The sequence below is a fragment of the Stenotrophomonas maltophilia group sp. P373 genome (assembly GCF_053295075.1).
Map to the genome: position 1 here is coordinate 1,170,668 of NZ_CM129994.1, position 18,398 is coordinate 1,189,065.

18 protein-coding genes are annotated in these 18,398 nt (G+C 67.6%); 7 read left to right on the plus strand and 11 right to left on the minus strand.

All coding sequences use genetic code 11. The features are described 5' to 3' along the window. The first annotated feature begins 295 nt into the window (after window positions 1–295). The 6 genes from ACSYHF_RS05430 (at window position 296) to ACSYHF_RS05455 (ending at window position 6,225) form a co-directional block, all read left to right on the plus strand. On the plus strand, window positions 296–1,090 hold the full coding sequence (locus ACSYHF_RS05430) for an alpha/beta fold hydrolase (protein WP_005415662.1): 795 nt from the start codon (window positions 296–298) through the stop codon (window positions 1,088–1,090). 3 nt (window positions 1,091–1,093) lie between these two features. Further along, window positions 1,094–1,639 carry a redoxin family protein gene (locus ACSYHF_RS05435; RefSeq protein ID WP_095377751.1) on the plus strand — a complete coding sequence of 182 codons (546 nt, stop codon included), beginning with the start codon at window positions 1,094–1,096 and terminating at the stop codon, window positions 1,637–1,639. Between the two features lie 57 nt (window positions 1,640–1,696). Continuing rightward, complete coding sequence (locus ACSYHF_RS05440) at window positions 1,697–2,437, plus strand: response regulator (RefSeq protein WP_095377752.1); 741 nt, start codon at window positions 1,697–1,699, stop codon at window positions 2,435–2,437. Next, window positions 2,434–3,789 carry a sensor histidine kinase gene (locus ACSYHF_RS05445; RefSeq protein ID WP_447576145.1) on the plus strand — a complete coding sequence of 452 codons (1,356 nt, stop codon included), beginning with the start codon at window positions 2,434–2,436 and terminating at the stop codon, window positions 3,787–3,789. The genes ACSYHF_RS05440 and ACSYHF_RS05445 overlap by 4 nt, the downstream gene beginning before the upstream one ends. 84 nt (window positions 3,790–3,873) lie before the next feature. After that, a complete protein-coding gene (locus tag ACSYHF_RS05450; RefSeq protein ID WP_447576146.1) occupies window positions 3,874–4,887 on the plus strand; it encodes a hypothetical protein in 1,014 nt (337 codons plus the stop codon). Window positions 4,888–4,965: 78 nt separating this feature from the next. Further along, window positions 4,966–6,225, plus strand: coding sequence for an MFS transporter (locus ACSYHF_RS05455; protein ID WP_447576147.1), 1,260 nt, complete (start codon window positions 4,966–4,968; stop codon window positions 6,223–6,225). Between the two features lie 4 nt (window positions 6,226–6,229). Here ACSYHF_RS05455 and ACSYHF_RS05460 read toward each other — a convergent pair whose 3' ends face one another. After that, on the minus strand, window positions 6,230–7,177 hold the full coding sequence (locus ACSYHF_RS05460) for a nucleoside hydrolase (protein ID WP_005415667.1): 948 nt from the start codon (window positions 7,175–7,177) through the stop codon (window positions 6,230–6,232). A 152-nt stretch (window positions 7,178–7,329) separates the two neighbouring features. Between ACSYHF_RS05460 and ACSYHF_RS05465 the strand changes: the two genes are divergently transcribed. After that, window positions 7,330–7,662: a hypothetical protein gene (locus ACSYHF_RS05465; RefSeq protein WP_065186003.1), complete on the plus strand. Its 333-nt coding sequence runs from the start codon at window positions 7,330–7,332 to the stop codon at window positions 7,660–7,662. A 92-nt stretch (window positions 7,663–7,754) separates the two neighbouring features. Here the strand turns inward: ACSYHF_RS05465 and ACSYHF_RS05470 are convergent, their stop codons facing one another. The 10 genes from ACSYHF_RS05470 to ACSYHF_RS05515 all read right to left on the minus strand — a co-directional run bounded on the left by ACSYHF_RS05470 (window position 7,755) and on the right by ACSYHF_RS05515 (window position 18,393). After that, on the minus strand, window positions 7,755–8,474 hold the full coding sequence (locus ACSYHF_RS05470; RefSeq protein WP_447576148.1) for a GntR family transcriptional regulator: 720 nt from the start codon (window positions 8,472–8,474) through the stop codon (window positions 7,755–7,757). A 56-nt stretch (window positions 8,475–8,530) separates the two neighbouring features. Beyond that, the gene (locus tag ACSYHF_RS05475) at window positions 8,531–9,898 is read right to left on the minus strand and encodes an SLC13 family permease (protein ID WP_111127869.1); all 1,368 of its coding nucleotides are present in this window, start codon (window positions 9,896–9,898) and stop codon (window positions 8,531–8,533) included. 105 nt (window positions 9,899–10,003) lie between these two features. Further along, on the minus strand, window positions 10,004–10,924 hold the full coding sequence (gene mdcH, locus ACSYHF_RS05480; protein WP_447576149.1) for a malonate decarboxylase subunit epsilon: 921 nt from the start codon (window positions 10,922–10,924) through the stop codon (window positions 10,004–10,006). After that, window positions 10,921–11,778 carry a triphosphoribosyl-dephospho-CoA synthase MdcB gene (mdcB, locus tag ACSYHF_RS05485; RefSeq protein ID WP_447576150.1) on the minus strand — a complete coding sequence of 286 codons (858 nt, stop codon included), beginning with the start codon at window positions 11,776–11,778 and terminating at the stop codon, window positions 10,921–10,923. The genes mdcH and mdcB overlap by 4 nt, the downstream gene beginning before the upstream one ends. Continuing rightward, entirely contained in the window at window positions 11,775–12,416 is a 642-nt protein-coding gene (mdcG, locus tag ACSYHF_RS05490; protein WP_134970905.1) for a malonate decarboxylase holo-[acyl-carrier-protein] synthase, read from the minus strand. Before mdcG ends, mdcB begins: the two co-directional genes overlap by 4 nt. After that, window positions 12,409–13,113, minus strand: a complete 705-nt coding sequence (gene mdcE, locus ACSYHF_RS05495; RefSeq protein ID WP_447576423.1) for a biotin-independent malonate decarboxylase subunit gamma — start codon at window positions 13,111–13,113, stop codon at window positions 12,409–12,411. Before mdcE ends, mdcG begins: the two co-directional genes overlap by 8 nt. 2 nt (window positions 13,114–13,115) lie before the next feature. Beyond that, window positions 13,116–14,024: a biotin-independent malonate decarboxylase subunit beta gene (locus ACSYHF_RS05500; RefSeq protein ID WP_197598459.1), complete on the minus strand. Its 909-nt coding sequence runs from the start codon at window positions 14,022–14,024 to the stop codon at window positions 13,116–13,118. Then, entirely contained in the window at window positions 14,021–14,341 is a 321-nt protein-coding gene (gene mdcC / locus ACSYHF_RS05505; RefSeq protein WP_065178127.1) for a malonate decarboxylase acyl carrier protein, read from the minus strand. The genes ACSYHF_RS05500 and mdcC overlap by 4 nt, the downstream gene beginning before the upstream one ends. A 10-nt stretch (window positions 14,342–14,351) precedes the next feature. Beyond that, entirely contained in the window at window positions 14,352–15,995 is a 1,644-nt protein-coding gene (mdcA, locus tag ACSYHF_RS05510; protein WP_447576151.1) for a malonate decarboxylase subunit alpha, read from the minus strand. Between the two features lie 190 nt (window positions 15,996–16,185). Next, on the minus strand, window positions 16,186–18,393 hold the full coding sequence (locus ACSYHF_RS05515) for a TonB-dependent siderophore receptor (RefSeq protein WP_235649514.1): 2,208 nt from the start codon (window positions 18,391–18,393) through the stop codon (window positions 16,186–16,188). Window positions 18,394–18,398 lie beyond the last annotated feature (5 nt).

Sequence of the window (18,398 nt, forward strand, 5' to 3'; positions counted from 1 at the left end):
GCAGGTATCGGCAACGTGTGCCGTTGCCCGGGGTTTTGTCAGCGACTGTGGCCGCGACCGGGGTTTCGTACAGTCCGATACAAAGACGATGCGTGGATGCACATCGGGGCGTTGTGCGCACGCGGGCGGGGAACGATGTCCGGCCGGTAGTAGCCGGCCTGGCCCGTCGCGCAAATGTATCCCAGTGTAGAAACCCGCCTGCGCCCTACAGTCCGGTACAACTCCGCGCCACGGAGAAACAGCGCCGATACACCGGCAGGCGGAAATGGCCACTCCCAACACCGGAGTGACACCCATGATCCGTACCTCCTTGCTTGCCGCCGCTCTCGCCCTGGCCGGCGCTGCCGCCCCCGCCTTCGCTACCCAGGCCGATACCGCTGCACCGCCCACCGTCATCCTGGTGCACGGCGCCTTCGCCGATGGCTCCAGCTGGAGCAAGGTCCTCACCACGCTGCACGACTGGAAGGTGCCGGCGGTGGCGGTGCAGAACCCGCTCACCTCACTGGCCGACGATGTGGCGGCCACCCGCCGCGCGATTGCCGCCGCGCCTGGCAAGGTGGTGCTGGTCGGCCACAGCTGGGGTGGCACGGTCATCACCGAAGCGGGCAATGACCCGAAGGTGCAGGCGCTGGTGTACGTGGCGGCCTTCGCACCGGATGCAGGGCAGTCTTCGGCGCAACAGGGCGAAGGCTTCCCGGTCGGGCCGGGCCTGGCCCGGCTGCAGGAGAGGGATGGCTACCTGACCTTGCCGGCCGATGCCATCGCCCAGGACTTCGCTCCGGACGTGATGAAAAAGTCGGCCGCACTGCTGTACAGCACGCAGGTCCCGTTGAAGGCCAGCGCGCTGGGCGAGGTGGTGAACGTGGCGGCCTGGCGCAGCAAGCCGAGCTGGTACGTGCTCAGCCGTGATGACCGCATGCTGTCGCCACAGCTGCAGGCCGCGACCGCACGTCGCATCGGTGCTCAGCTGCAATCGATCGGCAGCAGCCATGTGTCGCTGCTTTCGCATCCGGCGCAGGTGGCCGACAGCATCCTGGAAGCGGCGGGGGTGAAGCCGGTGGAGCTGCCGCTGGCCGAGCAGGGGGGCTGAGCGATGGCCGCACTGCGAGGGTACGCACTGCCGCTGCTGCTGGGCCTGCTGGGCGGAGCGGTGTTGTTGCTGGCATGGCCCAGCCCGGAGGCCGATGCGCGGCCGGCACAGGCCGTTCCCGCCACCGGGTTCGACGGTGGCGGGCCCTGGCACAACAGCCCACCGCTCACACTGAAGCAGTTGCGGGGACAGGTGGTGCTGGTCGAGTTCTGGACCTACACCTGCAGCAACTGCCTCAACGTGGCGCCGTATGTCCACCAGTGGCATGCACGCTACGCGCCGCAGGGCCTGAAGGTGATCGGCGTGCATACGCCGGAATTCGCCCATGAAGGGTTGCCCGGCAACGTGCGCAAGGCCATCGCGCGGTTGGATATCACCTGGCCGGTGGTGCAGGACAACCAGTACCGGATCTGGAACGCCTGGGGCAACCGCTTCTGGCCCGCGCTGTACCTGCTCGACCGGCAGGGGCGGGTGGTCTACCGCCATTACGGCGAGGGCGACTACGCACGTACCGAAAGCGAGATCCAGCGCCTGCTGGCCAGCCCTTGAGCCGCGCTACCATGGCCGCGCAGCGCGGCCCTGACCTCCGTCTTCATCGAGAACGCAATGAACCATGTACCGCACATCCTGGTCGTCGACGATGACAGCGAGATCCGCCAGATGCTGGCCGACTACCTGCAGCGCAACGGCCTGCGCGTGAGCCAGGCCGACGGTGGCCGGGCCATGCGCGCGCTGATGGATACCCATGCGGTGGATCTGGTGGTGCTGGACGTGATGATGCCGGGCGAGGACGGCCTGAGCCTGTGCCGCAACCTGCGCGCCGGCAAGCATCGTGCGGTGCCGGTGGTGCTGCTGACCGCCCGCGATGACGAAACCGATCGCATCATCGGCCTGGAAATGGGCGCTGACGACTACGTGACCAAGCCCTTTTCTTCGCGCGAGCTGCTGGCACGCATCAATGCGGTGATCCGTCGCACGCAGATGCTGCCGCCGAACCTGCAGGTGAGCGAGGCCGGGCGCCAGCTCGCCTTCGGCGAGTGGCGCCTGGATACCACCGCGCGCCACCTGCTGGACGCACAGGGGACCGCGTATCCGCTCAGCGGCGCCGAGTTCCGCCTGTTGCGCGTGTTCCTCGACCACGCCAATCGGGTGCTCAGCCGCGACCAGCTGCTCAGCCTCACCCAGGGCCGCGATGCAGAACTGTTCGATCGCTCGATTGACCTGCTGGTCAGCCGCGTGCGCCAGCGACTGGGTGACGACGCGCGCGAGCCGACTTACATCAAGACCGTGCGCAGCGAAGGCTATGTGTTCAGCGTGCCGGTGCAGTTGCTGGGGCCGGACGAATGAGCACCGGCGCACGCCGTCCACGCTGGCCGCGCACGCTGTCGGCGCGGCTGCTGCTGGTCCTGCTGGGCGGACTCACCCTGGCCCACGGGCTGTCCTTCGGCTTGCTCTTTTTCGAACGCTACCAGTCCACCCGCAGCATGATGCTGCGCAACCTCGACGAGGATGTGGCGGTGAGTGTCGCACTGCTGGAGCACCTGCCCGCAGACCAGCGCGATGCCTGGGTACCACGGTTGGAACGACGCACCTACCGCTACCTGTTGCGTCCAGCCGAGCCCGGGCCGGGGCTGCAGACCGATCGTGCGCGCCAGGTCACGACGATCATCGACGACAGCCTGCGGCACCGCTATCGGTTGCAGGCGCGCCAGGTGGCTCGCCTGCCGGAGCGGTTCGAGGTGGAACTGCGCCTGCACGACGGTACCCCCGTGACCATTGAAGTCACCCCGTCGGGGCTGCCGCTGGCGCGTTGGTTGCCCGCCGTGCTGCTGGCGCAGCTGGCGCTGCTGCTGGTGTGCGCGTGGCTGGCGGTGCGCCTGGCCATGCGGCCGCTGCAGCAGCTGTCGCATGCGGTCGAGCATCTGCAGCCGGGCAAGGACGGGCCTGCACTGCCTGAAGATGGCCCTGCGGAAGTGGGCGGCGCGGCGGCTGCACTCAATGCACTGCAGGCACGCATTCGTGGCCATGTCAGTGAGCGCCTGCAGATCCTGGCCGCGATCTCGCATGACCTGCAGACCCCCATCACGCGCATGAAGCTGCGGGTGGAGACCCTGCCTGAAGACAGCACCCAGCAGCGCCTGCTGGCCGACCTCGATCACCTTGGGCAGCTGGTGCGTGAGGGCGTGGCCTATGCGCGCAGCAGCCACGTTGCCGCTGGCGCGCCGGTGTCGATGGACCTGGGCGCGTTCCTCGCCAGTGTGGTCGGCGACTACGAGGACATGGGCAAGCCGGTCACTGGCGGTGCGCCCGCTGGACTGGTCGTGCAGACCTGGCCGCAGCCGCTGCGCCGCGTGGTCGGCAATCTGGTCGACAACGCATTGCGCTACGCCGGCGCCGCCGAGATCGAGGCGGGCCGCGATAAGGCCGGAAGGGTCTGGATCAGCATTTCCGACCGTGGCCCCGGTATTCCCGAGGGCCAGCTGCAGGCAGTGCTGGCGCCGTTCCACCGGCTGGAAAGCTCGCGCAATCGCGATACCGGCGGGACCGGCCTGGGCCTGGCCATCGCGGTGCAGCTGGCGCAGTCGCTGGGCGGCTCGCTGCGCTTGCACAACCGCGAGGGTGGCGGGCTGCGGGCGGAACTGCAGCTGCCGGGGCAACGGGCGGGGTCGGATCCCTTGGCCGGTGGCAAAGGGCTCTGACCCCGATGTGGGATCCGCGGCAATCCTGCACGGCCCCGGGATCGGCGATCATCTGCAGGGAGTGTCGAAACCAGGAAACACGCAATGCAGGGAACGCAGCATTCAATCCGGCGTCCGCGCCACGTCGCGCTGCTGTTCGGTCTACTCGCGCTGGCGGCCTGCCAGCGCACACCGGACGCGTCGACCGTGGCACCCACAGCGGGCCCACCGCTTGCCGCCCCGGCCACCGCAGCAGACCTCTCTCCACTACTCGATGCCTTGCCGACCTGCGCGCTGGACGGCTGGTACATCGATCAGCAGACCGGGCGCCCGGCCCATCCCTGGTTGGCGGCGAACGCACCGAAACCCTGCAAGGAAGACGGGGAGAACGAGATCGCCACGTTCTGCGTGCAGGGGCAATGGAAGGGGCTGCCGGTGGAGGAAATGATCCTGCCGACGATGACGTTCGTTTCGTTCCGTGGGGCCAGGATCGGCCTGCCGCTGGAGAAGGCACGTCCCATCGTCCGCCAGCGTTTCGGGAAGTACTTCCCGGGTGGTGCGGCCTACGAGGAAGGGCGCGAGCCGAAGCTGCTGGCCGACCCGGAGGATGCGCAGCGTTCGTGGCTGCTGTGCAGCACCCCGGAACTGGGCCACGACGTGGACAGCGAGGGAAGCATCAGCTATTCCGGCATGAACCTGCCCTACGATCACGACGGTTGCAGCTACCGCTACAGCCCGGTCGACTTCTGCGATGCGCGGCACCGCGCAGCCATCGAAGATGCCCTCCAGCATCGGAAATCCAATTTCAACCAGTACTATCTGCTGGTACAGGTCGATGATCGACCCGAGTACTTCCAGCGCACGCTGGTACTGGTCGATACCCGCACAGGCAGGGCGACGCCACTGCCGTTCGATGCCTTCACCGGGCCGGCAGGGAAGGGCGGTGATGCAACCGGATACGGGACACTGGAAACGGGCGTGGACCAGCAGCAGTTCTGCCTCGACGGTGCGCTGCTGGTCTACCGCGCGTTCGAGCAAGGACGCTTCTGCTTCGGCTTTGACGGCGAACGTTTCACCGGCCATGAAACCCAGTACATGCAGGCAGCGGACAGCCGATGACCGGCATTTCACCCCGTCCATGCCACGCTGCGCCGAACCTGTACATCCGGGATCGAGGCTGTTGAAGGCGAATACGCGATGACTGTGGCGCGACAGCGCTCGATGTGGGTGGCCGGCCTGTCCACGGTGGTGGAGTGGTACGACTTCACCCTGTACCTGTACTTCGCCACGGTGTTGTCGCGGGTGTTCTTCGGCGGTGGCGAGCAGGCGTTGCTGGTCACCTTGGCCGGATTCGCGGTGTCCTACCTGATGCGTCCGCTGGGCGCGCTGTGCTTTGGTCACCTGGGGGACCGGCTCGGCCGACGCTGGATGTTGCTCGCGTCGATGGCGTTGATGGCAGCGGCAATGCTGGCCACTGCGCTGCTGCCGACCGCGGCCACCGCAGGCGCCACGGCCGGCGTGCTGCTGCTGGTGCTGCGCTGCGTGATGGCGTTCTCGGTGGGCGGCGAATATACCGGCGTGGTGGCGTACCTGCTGGAAAGCGCACCGGCGCGCCGACGCGGCCTGGTTACGTCATTGGCTTCGGCGGCCAGCGAAGTGGGCGCACTGCTGGCGGTGGCGATCTCTGCACTTACCGTCGCGCTGCTGCCCACCGCGCAGCTGGACCGTTGGGGCTGGCGGATTCCGTTCCTCGTCGGCGCCGCGCTTGCGCTGGTGATCCTGATTGCGCGTTCGGGCATGCACGAGTCGCCGGAGTTCGAGCGCCAGCGCCGCGAAGGCAGCATTCCCGCCACACCACTGCGGCATGTGCTGCAGCATCATCCATTGGCGGTGGCGCGCACGTTCGCGATTTCGGCGCTGGGATCGATCACTTACTACGTGGGCATCACCTATGTGCCTGCATTCCTGCACGCGCAGGGCCACGATGAGGGTGACGCACTGTGGCTGTCGACGATCGCGGCGGTGGCAGTGATCGCGATCACGCCCCTGTGTGGCGCATTGTCGGACCGCGTCGGACGACGTCCGGTGTTGTTGGGCCTGACCGTGCTGGCAGCGCTGCTGCCGCTGTCCCTGTTTGCGTGGATGGCACAGGCGACGGCGCTGGGCATCGTGCTGGTGGCGGTGCTGCTGGCCTGCGTGGCCGGCGGTGTAAGCGCGGTGGCGGCCCCGGCCACGGCTGAGCAGTTCCCAGGCGAAGGCCGGGTCAGCGGCCTGGCACTGGGAGTAACAATGGCCACTGCCTTCTTCGGCGGGGCAACGCCATGGCTGGCGCAATGGTGGGTGGAGCGCAGCGGCTGGGCGGCGGCGCCGGGCGCGATGATCGCGCTGGTGGCGGTGCTGGTGCTGCCGGTGCTGTGGACCCTGCCCGAGACGGTCCCGGGCAGGGCCAGGCGCTAGCCGGTCAGACCTTCAGGGTCTGCTCGATGTCGGCCAGTACCGCGGCCGCATCCACACCGATGGCGATCGACTGCACCACGTGGCCGTCCCACACGCTGGGGCCGAATGCCAGGCCTTCCGGCTTGGGAATGGTCATGCCGCGGGCGACGCCGTCGGTGGCCACGCGCACGCTGGCGCGCTCGAACTGGAACAGTTCCGGGCGGGTCAGCGCGATGCACGCGCAGCAGTCATGCACGACCATGCCCTTGTGGCCGGCCTGCAGGTAGAAGTCCACGTAATCCTGCGACAGCGCACGGACCAGCTCGGCGTCGGCACCGCCGATGGTGGCCAGCTTATCCAGGCCGTCACGGTCCATTTCCACGCGGGTGGTCACGTCCAGGCCGATCGCGGTGACTGGCCAGCTGGCGGTGAACACCACGTCGGCGGCTTCGGCATCGCCCCAGATGTTGGCCTCGGCGGCCGGGGTGATGTTGCCGTTGACGTGGAAGGCGCCGCCCATGATCACCACGCCGCGTACCAGGCCGGCGATGTCCGGGGCCTGCTGCAGGGCCAAGGCCAGGTTGGTCATGCGGCCGACCGCGACCAGGGTCACTTCGCCCGGATGGGCGCGGACCAGATCGATGATCAGCTGATGGGCCGGGCGGGCATCGGCGGCCACGTCCAGGCTGGCCGGCACCGGGTGGTTGCCCAGGCCGTTGTGGCCGTGGATGTGCACCGGCCACGCTTCCGGGGTGGCTTCCGGCTGCAGCGGGCCATCGGCACCGCGCGCGACCGGGGCGGCGAAGCCCCAGGCCTGCTTCAGGTACAGCGCGTTGTGCGTGGTCGACTCCACCGAGGCATTGCCGAAGGTGGTGGTGACACCGATCAGGTCGATCTGGGCGTGCTTGTGCAGGTAAAGCAGGGCCAGGGCGTCGTCGACGCCCGGGTCGGTATCGAAAATGACTTTCAGCATGTTGTTGTTCTTCTTCTTCCGTGTGGTGCGAGGGGCGCCGGCGGCCACGGGGCAGGCCGGCGCGCCCCCACATTGTCCCATCTTCATGACAGGCAGGGCCATTGCCGGGGTGGCAGGCCATAATGCCTCCAGTCCAGGCATGGAGTCGCCGAATGCTGATCGTTGCCCTTCTGCTGGTCCTGCTGGTGCTGGGCCTGAACGTGGTGGCCACCGTGGTGATCGTCAGGCGTGATGGGCTGTCGGCGGGTGGCCGGACGGTGCAGCTGCTGCTGGTCTGGCTGCTGCCGCTGGTCGGCGCCATCCTGTGCATGGCGGTGGCTACGGCCGATGGCTCCGGGATCCGGGGCGACAACAGTTTCGGCGGTGGCTACGATCATCCGGGCGGCCAATCCGGCGACAGCTACAGCCATCAAAGTCACAGCAGCTCCGACTGTAGCAGCGACGGTGGCAGCGGTGACGGCGGCAGCTGCGGTGGTGGCGATTGACGAGATGTTCCAGGATGCCGGCCAGCGGCCGGCACTACCCAGCCGAGGTCACGCCCTGGTAGTGCCGGCCGCTGGCCGGCAACCTCATCCGCTCAACCGCCGCCTTCGGTCGGCAAGGGCGCTGGCACGTTCAACAACCCGCCCGCTGCCACATAGGCGGCCAATGCCTGGCCCTGGCTGAGCAGATGGCGCTCCATGGTGCGTTCGGCAGCCTGCGCATCGCGGCGGCGGAAGCACTCCATCAACTCGCGGTGTTCGGCCAGCGACTGCGCCGTGCGGCCCGGGGTCAGCAGCTGGCGGCCGCGATGCATCTTCAGGATGCGGTGCAAGTCGTGGGTGATGCGGATCAGCCACGGATTGCCCGCGTAATGCTGCACGGTTTCGTGGATCAGGTAGTTGTTGCGGTAGTACTCGGCAATGTTGCCCTCGGCCGCCGCCGCTTCCATCGCCGAATGCAGGGCCTCCAGTTGTTGCACACCGGCATCGTCGATGTGCTTCACCGCCTCGTGCGCGCAACGGCCTTCCAGCATGGCCATTACCGGGAACAGCTGGTTGAGGTCTTCCAGCGTCAACCGGGTGACCCGGCTGCCACGACCGGCATCGATCTGCACCAGGCCTTCGGCTGCCAGCAGCTTCAACGCCTCGCGCAGAGGCGTACGGCTGATACCCAGTTCCTCGCACAGCGCGGGCTCGTCGATCCACTCGCCCGGCGGCAACCGGTAGTCATAGATGCGCTCGCGCATGTGTTCGGCCACCTCTTCGTACAGAGGCGCGCGCTTCTTCGGTGACCGCGGGGCAGGGGCAATGGCCATGCGCAGAGTGTAACGCCAGGTCGCGCCGGCCAGCGGCCGGCACGACCCGATGGCGGTTACATCCAGCCCGGCACCACGAACACCAGCCAGGCCAGCAACGGCCCCAGCGCCACCACCAGACCGCTGTACACCAGGAAGCGACGGAACAGGCTCTCGCGCTCTTCCTTGGCTGCCGAAGCCACCACCAGTGCGCCATTGGTGGAGAACGGGCTGACATCGACGATGGTGGACGACACCGCCAGCGCGCAGATCACGCCGGCGGCGCTGAGGTGACCCTGCATCAGGAACGGCACCGCCAACGGAATCGTGGCGCCCAGCACTGCGGCCGACGAGGCGAATGCGGAGACGATGCCGCCGACGTAGCAGACCAGCAGCGCGCCGAGCAGCGGAATGCCGATGTCGGACACGCCATTGCCGATGAAGTCCACCGCGCCGGCATGTTCCAGCACGCCGATGTAGGTCACCACGCCACAGATCAGCAGCACGGTGGACCAGCTGATGCCATCGACCGCGCCCTTCTGGCTTTGTGGCGACAGCAGCGCCAGCGCCACCGCGACGGTGATCGAGACCAGGCCGACGTTGAGGTTGTAGATCAGCGCGGCCACGCCCAGGCCGAGCAGGCCGATCAGGGTGAACAACCGTTCGCGGGTCAGGCCCACCGCATCCAGTGCCGCCGGATCATTGCTGAGCGTGCCGCCGCCTGCTGCGACCAGCGCGCCATGGCCTTCGATCGCGAACTGGCGCGACGACGCCTGCGGGCCACCGGCCATCGCCAGTTCGGCATTGCCGATCGTTCCTGCCGCGGTGATCGAGCCGCGACGCAGCAGGGCGATGCCACCGAAGGCGAAGAAGCAGATCGTCGCCATCATGAAGTTGAAGCCCAGGCTGGTCAGGAACACCGCCATCTCGGTCACTTCCAGCCCGGCCTTCTGCACTACGCCATTGGTGATGCTGCCGTACACGCTGATCGGCGAGAAGCCGCCCGCCTGTGCGCCGTGGATGACCAGCAGGCCCATCATCAGTGGGTTGATGTTGTACTGCTTGGCAAAGCGCAGCGCGACCGGGCCGATGATCGCGACCGCCGCCGGGCCCAGCGCACCGAACGCGGTGAGCACCGCGGTGATCACGAACATCACCCACGGGATGGCCACGATATGGCCGCGCACGGCTTTTACAGCCCAGTGCACCAGCAGGTCGATGGTGCCGTTCTTCTGCGCGATGGCGAACAGGTAGGTGATGCCGACCAGGGTCAGGAACAGATCGCCGGGAAAGCCGGCCAAAACCTCCTTGCCGCCCATGTCGACCCACAGCCCACCGATGATGAAGGCCAGCGCAAAGGCGACCGCGCCCATGTTGATCGGCATCGCCGTGGCGACGATGAACATGATCACCAGACCGATGATCGTTGCGATTTGTGGACTCATGCGCCCTCCCAGACACGTGACTCACGTACAGCGCGGATGGAGACCCGCCATCCCCGGGGTAAGGCGACGTACTGCGTGATGCGTGATACGTACTGCTCGAACCCGTTACTGCAGCCGCTCCAGCGCACTGCGGACCCACGCCGCGGCGCCTTCCAGGCTCTGGAACTCTTCCACCGCCCGCACTTCGCAGCACGGATAGGCCGGTGCGACCATGCGCGCCAGTGCGTTGCCCGGGCCCAGCTGCAGGAACACCCGCGCGCCGCGCTCGAAGGCCTGGCACATCACCTGCGCCCATTCGATGGTCTGCGCCAGCTGCGCCGACAGCGTGTGCACCACCGTGGCACGATCACGCACAGGCCGCGCATCGATGCCGGCCAGCAGCGGCAGGCGTGGGGCTCGCAGCGGCGAGGCATGGAGTGCGGCAGCGAACGGTGCGACCGCCGCCGCCAGCAAGGGCGTGTGGGCAGGCACGTGCACCGCCAGCGGACGGATGCCGGCACCCTGCGCCCGTGCGGCACCGGCCAGCCGCTGCAATGCGGCGTGCGTGCCGCCCACGATGAAATGGTCCTGCCCATTGGCGATGGCCACGTACGCACCGTGCAGATCGCACAGTGGCTGCAGTACATGGCGCTCCAGGCCAAGTACCGCCTGCAGGCCTGCATCGGTGGGGCTGGCGCCGTCCATCAACTGCGCGCGCTGCGCCGCCAGGGCAAGGCAGGTGGTCGCATCGAAGCTGCCGGCGATGGCATGCGCGGCCAACTCGCCGATGCTGTAGCCGGCGATCAGCGTCGGCGTTGGCACGTTGTCGCGCAGCCCCTGCCACTGCGCCAGAGTGGCCGCGCACAGCAGCGGTTGCGCCTGCGCATTGTCGAAACGATCGTCGGCCGCAGCGGCGGAAAACACATCGCGGCCGAGTACCGTGCTGGCCACATCAAGGGTATGGCGTGCGGCCGGAAGATCGCGCACGCGGTCGAACATCGCCGCATGCTGCGCACCTTGGCCGGAGCAGAGCAGGGCAAGGCTCACGCGTCCTCCTGATGTAGCAGGAACCAGGCACAGGCCAACAGGTCGGCACTGCCACCGGGACTCAGGCGGCGCGCGACGAAGCGCTCACCGATGCCGTGCAGGCGTGCCTGCCAGCCGGGCACGAACGCACCGCCGCCGTCGAGGAAACCATGCGCCTGTCGCTGTGCCCAGCGCAGGCCGTCGGCGCCGCCACGGTGCAGCAGGTTGAGGTCATCCACGCATGCGACCAGCTGCATCAGGGCCTGGCACATCGCGGCGTCGCGCGGCAGTCCGTTGGCCACTGCGTGGCGCAGGGCAGGCAGTGCCACTTCGCGCAGCAGCGGGTAGCCAGAGGCTGCTTGTTCACGCACCCCCTGCACGCCATGCCGGGCGCGAGCGCGCTGGCCAGGGCTGTTGGCATCCAGAGGTGCGTTGGCGAGCTGGGCAGACCAGCGGCGCACTTCCTGGCAGACCTGCTCACCCGTGGCGGCATGGTCCAGGCGGGAGCGACAGGCCGCGGCGGCCGCCACCAGCAGGCCGAGACTGAAGACCGCGCCACGATGGGTATTGACGCCGGCGGTTGCGCGCAGCATCGCGATTTCAGCGGCAATGCCACATCGGCGCAAGGCGTCGAAGTCCGCCCCGGCTGCACCGAGGCAGGCCACGGCGGTGAAATAGTGGCGCAGCGCGAACAGGCTGCGCAGGAATGTGCCGGCGTCCATGTCGTGATGGCTGCCGCTGTCGAATGGCGTGACCAGTCCGGGCTTGGGCGCCAGCGCCAGCTCCGCATGCAGGCTGGCGACGGCGAGGCGCCCCAGGCGCGCGCTGTCCACGGCAGCTGCCGGCCTGACTGCCGATTGCAGGACGGCGGTCATGCGCTCACCCCGGCGGAGGCGAACATCGCATCGCGTAGTTCCAGTGCGGCACCATCGAGGCGCTTGACCAGTACCTCGCGGCTGCGTCCGGCGTACTCCCGCCAGTTCACGGCGGCGTCGCCGCCCAGGCACAGCTCGCCATCGACCCGCCGGTCGTGTTCGGCTTCCCATGCCTGTAGCCGTGCAGCCAGGGCATCGGCCTGCGCGGTGGTGTCGATCGGCCACAGCAGATCGACGTCCGAGCGCGCGTGCACATAGCGCAGGCCAGTAAGGTGCTGCCACGCGAAGGCACCGAATACGCGCGCCTCAGCGATGTTCTGCAGCACTTCAAGGGGCCGCCGCCAGTCCTGTGGAACGTCGCCTTTCAGCACCGCCTGAAGTGCCGGCGGCGGGGTGGTGCGCAGCACATCGTGTGCTGGCACGCGCAGGGCCAGGCGCAGTTTGTCCTCGGCGGGCGGCAGCGGCACGCCGAGACGCAGGCGTGGATCGGCATCGTCGGCGGCACGCCGCGCGACGATGGCCGGCCGGCCCTGTGCAAACCAGTCGGCCAAGCGCGACTCATGCGCGGCGATGTCCGCCTGCCAGCCGGCGTGCGCTGACAGCCAGACCAGCGTATGTCGGGGCAGCCGCTCAGGCATCGCCCTGGCTCACGGCTTCAGCCACGCGTGCGGCAAGCATGCGCCCGCCACGTTCGGCTCCGCGCACTGCGCGGCGGTCGCCATGGGCGGGCGTGCGCAGGGCCTGCAGAAGGTGCTGCGCAAGATCGCCCTCCCACAACGATTCCACCGCACCCATCGCCACGTAGTTCTCCACGCCCGGTGCGAACACCGGTGAGGTCTGGCTCAGCGCCTGCAGTTTATCCAGCGGCTGCTTGGTCACCCGGGCCATCGCGCGCAGGTCCATCACCCGCACCTGCGCATCCGGCAGGGCATGGATGTGGTCGGCCATCAGCCCGAACGAGAGGAAGCCACCACTGACGGATTCACCGTAGACCAGCGTGACCAGTCGCGCGCCACGTCGACGCGCGAGATCCAGCGTCTGCGCCAGGTGCGCGAAACAGCCGTTGATGCCGAGCAGTTCGTCGCGGCGTGCCAGGCGCTGGCCGGCGGTGTCGACCAGCATCACGATCGGTTGCTGCGGATGCGCGGCGGTGCTGGCCAGCACCGTTTCGGCCAGTGCCAGTGCGTGGTCCACGCCCACCTCGAGCTTGTTGGCGGTGCCGATCACAGTCACATCGCCGTTGTCGGTGGTGGCGCTGCCGGTCAGCACCGAATCGCTCACCGCAATGGCATGCCCATGCGGAAACAGGGCATCGAGCAGTGTCTGCAACGGCATGCTCATGGCAGGCTCCGGTCGCCGGTGGCGGTGAGGAATTCATCGGTGTCGAGCAGTGGCAGGCGTTCGGGGTGGGCAATGCCCAGCCGCGCCCAGATTTCCAGGCCATCGCGGCAATCGCTCCACGCCTGCACGCGCGTCTTCAATGCCAGATGGCGTTGCTGCAGCGCGGCCAGTGCAGTATCCGGATCGGTACTGCTGGTATCCGGCCGCAGCGCATTGAATGCCGCTTGCGCGAACGCCTCGATGGCATCGGGCACCAGCACCTGTGCCTGGTCGATCAGGTAGCGGTGCTTGCCTCCCGTTACGCGCCAGACCAGTGCGCGGTCGCGGGAATCGAACTCTTCCACGCCGCGTACGGTTTCGATCACCTCTGGCCCGGACAGCGACAGCCGGCCTTCCTCGGACATGATGACCGTGTTGCAGCAGCGGGCAACGATGCCCATGCCACCGAAGGCGCCGTTGCCGCTGCCGATCAGCGCGATCACCGGCACGCCCGCTGCACGCGCGTCCAGGGTGGCGCGCATGATCTCGGAGATCGCAATCAGGCCCGCATTGGCTTCGTGCAGCCGCACGCCGCCGGTATCGAGCAGCAGCAGCACGCCGTCAGGGCGGGTGTACGCCGCACGGCGCAGCAGCCCGGTCAGCTTGGCGCCATGCACTTCGCCCACGCCGCCGCCCATGAATTCACCCTGTTGTGCGGCCAGCAGCACGTGTTTGCCCTGCAGCCTGGCCTCGCCGACGACGATGCCATCGTCGAACGCGGCCGGCTGGTCGAGCTGGGCCAGGTGCGGACTCATCATCCGTCGCGCCGGGCCGAGGAACTCGTGGAACGAGCCGGCGTCGACCAGCCCGGCGATGCGCTCGCGCGCATCGGCTTCGTAATAGCTGTGGCGCTGTACGTGGTTCATGGCGCGCCTCCGGCCAGCAGGGTTTCCACGGCCTGGTCCAGGCGCAGGCTGACCACGGCCGGGGTCGCACCGGCGTCGTTGATCGAGACGCGCACATCGCGCAGCGGATGACGCTGTGCGAAGTCGTTGATCACCGCCTGCCAGATGCTGCCGAAGCCCTGCGCGGCGGTGATGACGCGCACCGTCATCGCGCCCTGCTGCGCCGCCGGTTCCAGCAGGATTTCCAGGTTGCCTGACGCCAGCACGCCCACCAGCACCGCATCGCGCGCGAACGGCACGTCGGTGCGGCCTTCGAATCGATAGTCGAGGGTTTCCATGCTCAGCCCCTTACCAGTTGCGGAAGCGCTTGGGCGGGTCGTACAGACCGCCGGACCAGCGCACCAGGTCCTTCACCGAACGCGCCGCCAGCAGGTCACGGCTGGCATCGCGCACGGAGATGCCGAGGTCACCGGGACGGCGGATCACGCCGCGGTCGCGCAGGTTCTCCACCATCGCGCGGTCGCGCCCGATGCCCACGGCGGTATAGCCGGCCACGCCACGGATCGCCTGTTCGCGCTCCTCGGGGGTGCGGCACAGCAGCAGGTTGGCGATGCCTTCCTCGGTCAGCACATGGCTGACGTCGTCGCCGTAGATCATCACCGGCGGCAGCGGCATGTTCGCGCGTTCGGCCAGTTCCCAGGCGTCGAGGCGGTCAACGAATGCCGGGGCCATGTGCTCGCGGAAGGTTTCCACCATCTGCACCACCAGTTTGCGCCCGCGTGGCATCTCGCCCGGGCGTGCGGCCTGCTGGCCGGCCTTGATCCAGGCCTCGCTGGCATGGCGGCGGCCGCGCGCGTCCGAGCCCATGTTCGGTGCGCCGCCAAAGCCGGCGATGCGGTCGCGGGTGGCAGTGGAGCTGTTGCCCTGCAGGTCGATCTGCAGGGTGGAACCGATGAACATGTCGCAGGCATACAGGCCTGCGGTCTGCGAGAACGCGCGGTTGGAACGCATCGAGCCGTCGGCGCCGGTGAAAAACACGTCGCCCCGCGCGGCAATGTATTTCTCCATGCCCAGTTCCGAACCGAACGAATGCACCGATCTGACGAAGCCCGATTCGATCGCCGGAATCAGTGCCGGGTGTGGGTTCAACGCCCAGTGCTGGCAGATCTTTCCCTTCAGCCCGAGCGATTCTGCGTAGGTGGGGAGCAGCAGTTCGATGGCGGCGGTATCGAAGCCGATGCCGTGATTCAAACGATTCACGCCGTACTCGGCGTAGATGCCCTTGATGGCCATCATTGCCATCAGCACCTGGATCTCGGAGATCTGCGCAGGGTCGCGGGTGAACAGCGGCTCGATATGGTTCGGCTGCGGCGCCTGCACCACGAAGTTGACCCAGTCCGCAGGAACATCGACGCGGGGGAGGCTGTCGACGATCTCGTTGACCTGGGCGATGACGATGCCGCCACCGAAGGCGGTGGCTTCGACGATCACCGGCGTGTCTTCGGTATTCGGCCCGGTATAGAGGTTGCCGTGGCGGTCGGCGGCCTGCGCGGCGACCAGCGCTACGCGCGGCGTAAGGTCGATGAAGTAGCGGCCGAACAGTTCCAGGTAGGTGTGGATGGCACCGATCTGGATGCGCCCTTCGGCCACCAGGTTGGCCAGTCGCACCGATTGCGGGCCGGAGAACGAGAAATCCAGTTTCGAGGCGATGCCACGCTCGAATACGTCCAGGTGCGAGGGCAGTGAGAGGACCGACTGCACCATGTGCAGATCATGCACGCGGGCGGGGTCGAGGTCGGCCAGCGCCTGGGCGAGGAAATCTGCCTGCTTCTGGTTGTTGCCCTCCAGGCAGACCTTGTCGCCTGGCTCCAGCACTGCGTGCAGCAACTCGCCGACGTCGCTGCTGGCGACCTCGCGTCCCCGGGCCCACGGCGCGGCACGTTCCAGGCGGGCCTGGCGACTGCGTTCCAACGTATCCCAGCTCGGGTTCATTGACCGGCTTCCGACGGGTGTTGGGATAATTACGGCATAATTACGAAGTGGGTACAACCTGCATTGCAGCAAAAAAGAAGGGCCCGCGCGGAGGCGGGCTCATTCAGGTAGGCCGCGACGGTGGGTCGTGGCGGAGGGCGTGCCGACCAACGGTCGGCACCCACCAGGCACACACCGGTTCGCAGGTGGCTCAGAACTTCCAGCGCAGGCTGGCCGACACGAAGCGCGGCTCGCCGTAGTTGTTGTAGTCCAGGTTGGCCCAGTAAGTCTTGTCCAGCGCGTTGCGCACGCTCAGCGTTGCAGTCCAGCTGTCGCTGATGCGGTAGTTGGCATTGAGTTGCACCAGCATGTACGCCGGCTGGTTCACGGTCACCGTGCCGCCCAGCGGGTAGGCGATGTTGTAGCCCTGCACCTTGCTCTGCCACTGCAGGCCACCGCCGATGCTCAGGCGTTCCAGCGCACCGCGCAGCTGCAGTTGCGTGTTGAGCTGCAGCAGGTCCTTGGGCGGGTTGGCGTACAGCAGGTCGGTGGCGGCGCGGGTGACCTTGACGTGGGTGTAGCCGGCATTGACCGTCCAGCCCGGCAGGATTTCGCCGTTGATATCCATCTCCCAGCCACGCGCCTTGGTACCGTTGACGCCGATGTAGGCCGAGCTGCCGTCGCTGAGCGAACCCTCCGGCACGCCCATGTCACGCACCGCGTAGTTGTCCTGCTTGGCCTCGAACACAGCGGCATTTGCGGTCAGGCGGCCATCGAACCACTGCGTCTTGATGCCCGCTTCCAGGTTCGAGCCCTGCACCGGCGCCAGCAGGTTCTCGTTGCGGTCCTTGTAGTTCTGCGGATTGAAGATCTCGGTGTAGCTGGCATAGGCCGACACGTTCGGGGTGATCTCGTAGACCAGGCCCACGTACGGAGTGACTTCATCACTCACCTTGTACGCACCGCTGGTGCCGGTATAGGCGCCGGCGGCGTTGTAGGAGCGGGTGAGGGTTTCCCACCGGCTCAGGCGTGCACCGGCGATCAGCGACAGCGGATCGGCCAGGTGCAGGCGGGTGGCCAGATAGACGCCACTCTGCGTGGTCTTGGCCACGCGGCGCGCGCCGGTGCGGCGGTAGGTCACCTCGGAGATATCGCCGTTCCAGCTGTATACGTTGGGGATGTAGTAGCAGCGCTCGCGTGCACCCGTGGCGCTGACACACGTTGCCCAGTCGCTCGGGAAGTTCAGCGCCACGGTGTTCGTGGTCCCTTCCAGATCCGACCACTGGGCACCGACCGTGAGGTCGTGGTCGCGGCCGAACAGCGGGAAGTTGCCGGTCAGGTAAGCATCGACATTGCGGCGGGTGTCTTTCGAATCACCGGCGGCCGCACGCAGGAAGATGCCCGAGCCGGTCACCGGGTCCGGCTCCCCGGTGCCGTACAGCCGCACGTTCTGCACGTTGCCACGGGTGTAGGCGGTGTTGATCTTCAGCAGCCAGTTGTCGCCGAAACGCTGTTCCAGGTTGGCGAAGGCGGTGTTGCTCTCGCGCTTCCAGTAGCTCCACTTCGGCGACAGGTTGGTCGAGCGCGGCAGATGGGCGAAATTGCCCTGGCTGTCGAAGAACGGCACGGTGCCCCAGGTCGAACCGGTCGGGTTGTTGTCCTGGGTCTGGTAGCCGAGGGTGAGGGTGGTGCTGTCGGTGACATCGCCTTCCAGCACCGCCATGCCGGCCATCTTGTTCTCGTCGTAACGGTCGTAATACAGGCCACGATCGGTGTAAGCGGCGACCACACGGCTGCGGAAACGGCCGTCATCGGTCAGCGGCGCGGTGACGTCGGCTTCCATGCGGCGGTAGTCCCAGCTGCCGGCACTGACCGCGAACGACGCGTCGAATTCCTTGCCGGGGCGCTTGCGCAGCAGGTTGACCGTGGCCGACGGCACGCCGGCGCCGCTGAGCAGGCCGTTGGCACCGCGGATCACTTCGATGCGGTCGTAGAAGGCGGTGTCGTATTCCTGGTTGGTGGAGCCGCTGTAGGTGGGAATGCCGTCGACCTGGAAGTCGGTGATGGCGAAGCCGCGCGCGTAGTACAGCGGGCGCTGCGTGTCATAGAAGGACACGCTGACGCCGGTCACGTTGCGCATCACATCGTTGATGCTGAACAGTGATTCGTCCTGCAGGCGCTGCAGGCTGATCGCGGTGGCCGACTGCGGGGTTTCCTGCAGGGTGATCGGCAGGCGCGTGGTGCTGGCCGGCGGAGCGGACTGCTCGGCCCGGACGCTGACCCGGTCCAGGGTCTTGGCATCGCCGGCGGCATCGGTGGCGGCGAACGCGGCGGGCGTGGCCAGCAGGGTCAGCGACGAAAGCAGGGCAGCCGGCAGCAGCGCGCGGCGGGGCAGGCGGTTACGGACAGGCAGGGGCATGGTGG

What these genes read in the sequence shown, in the direction of transcription:
- ACSYHF_RS05430 (WP_005415662.1), top strand. Translation starts at nt 296, where the DNA reads ATGATCCGTACCTCCTTGCTTGCCGCCGCTCTCGCCCTGGCCGGCGCT.
- ACSYHF_RS05435 (WP_095377751.1), top strand. Translation starts at nt 1,094, where the DNA reads ATGGCCGCACTGCGAGGGTACGCACTGCCGCTGCTGCTGGGCCTGCTG.
- ACSYHF_RS05440 (WP_095377752.1), top strand. Translation starts at nt 1,697, where the DNA reads ATGAACCATGTACCGCACATCCTGGTCGTCGACGATGACAGCGAGATC.
- ACSYHF_RS05445 (WP_447576145.1), top strand. Translation starts at nt 2,434, where the DNA reads ATGAGCACCGGCGCACGCCGTCCACGCTGGCCGCGCACGCTGTCGGCG.
- ACSYHF_RS05450 (WP_447576146.1), top strand. Translation starts at nt 3,874, where the DNA reads ATGCAGGGAACGCAGCATTCAATCCGGCGTCCGCGCCACGTCGCGCTG.
- ACSYHF_RS05455 (WP_447576147.1), top strand. Translation starts at nt 4,966, where the DNA reads ATGACTGTGGCGCGACAGCGCTCGATGTGGGTGGCCGGCCTGTCCACG.
- ACSYHF_RS05460 (WP_005415667.1), bottom strand. Translation starts at nt 7,177, where the DNA reads ATGCTGAAAGTCATTTTCGATACCGACCCGGGCGTCGACGACGCCCTG.
- ACSYHF_RS05465 (WP_065186003.1), top strand. Translation starts at nt 7,330, where the DNA reads ATGCTGATCGTTGCCCTTCTGCTGGTCCTGCTGGTGCTGGGCCTGAAC.
- ACSYHF_RS05470 (WP_447576148.1), bottom strand. Translation starts at nt 8,474, where the DNA reads ATGGCCATTGCCCCTGCCCCGCGGTCACCGAAGAAGCGCGCGCCTCTG.
- ACSYHF_RS05475 (WP_111127869.1), bottom strand. Translation starts at nt 9,898, where the DNA reads ATGAGTCCACAAATCGCAACGATCATCGGTCTGGTGATCATGTTCATC.
- mdcB (WP_447576150.1), bottom strand. Translation starts at nt 11,778, where the DNA reads ATGACCGCCGTCCTGCAATCGGCAGTCAGGCCGGCAGCTGCCGTGGAC.
- mdcG (WP_134970905.1), bottom strand. Translation starts at nt 12,416, where the DNA reads ATGCCTGAGCGGCTGCCCCGACATACGCTGGTCTGGCTGTCAGCGCAC.
- mdcE (WP_447576423.1), bottom strand. Translation starts at nt 13,113, where the DNA reads ATGCCGTTGCAGACACTGCTCGATGCCCTGTTTCCGCATGGGCATGCC.
- ACSYHF_RS05500 (WP_197598459.1), bottom strand. Translation starts at nt 14,024, where the DNA reads ATGAACCACGTACAGCGCCACAGCTATTACGAAGCCGATGCGCGCGAG.
- mdcC (WP_065178127.1), bottom strand. Translation starts at nt 14,341, where the DNA reads ATGGAAACCCTCGACTATCGATTCGAAGGCCGCACCGACGTGCCGTTC.
- mdcA (WP_447576151.1), bottom strand. Translation starts at nt 15,995, where the DNA reads ATGAACCCGAGCTGGGATACGTTGGAACGCAGTCGCCAGGCCCGCCTG.
- ACSYHF_RS05515 (WP_235649514.1), bottom strand. Translation starts at nt 18,393, where the DNA reads ATGCCCCTGCCTGTCCGTAACCGCCTGCCCCGCCGCGCGCTGCTGCCG.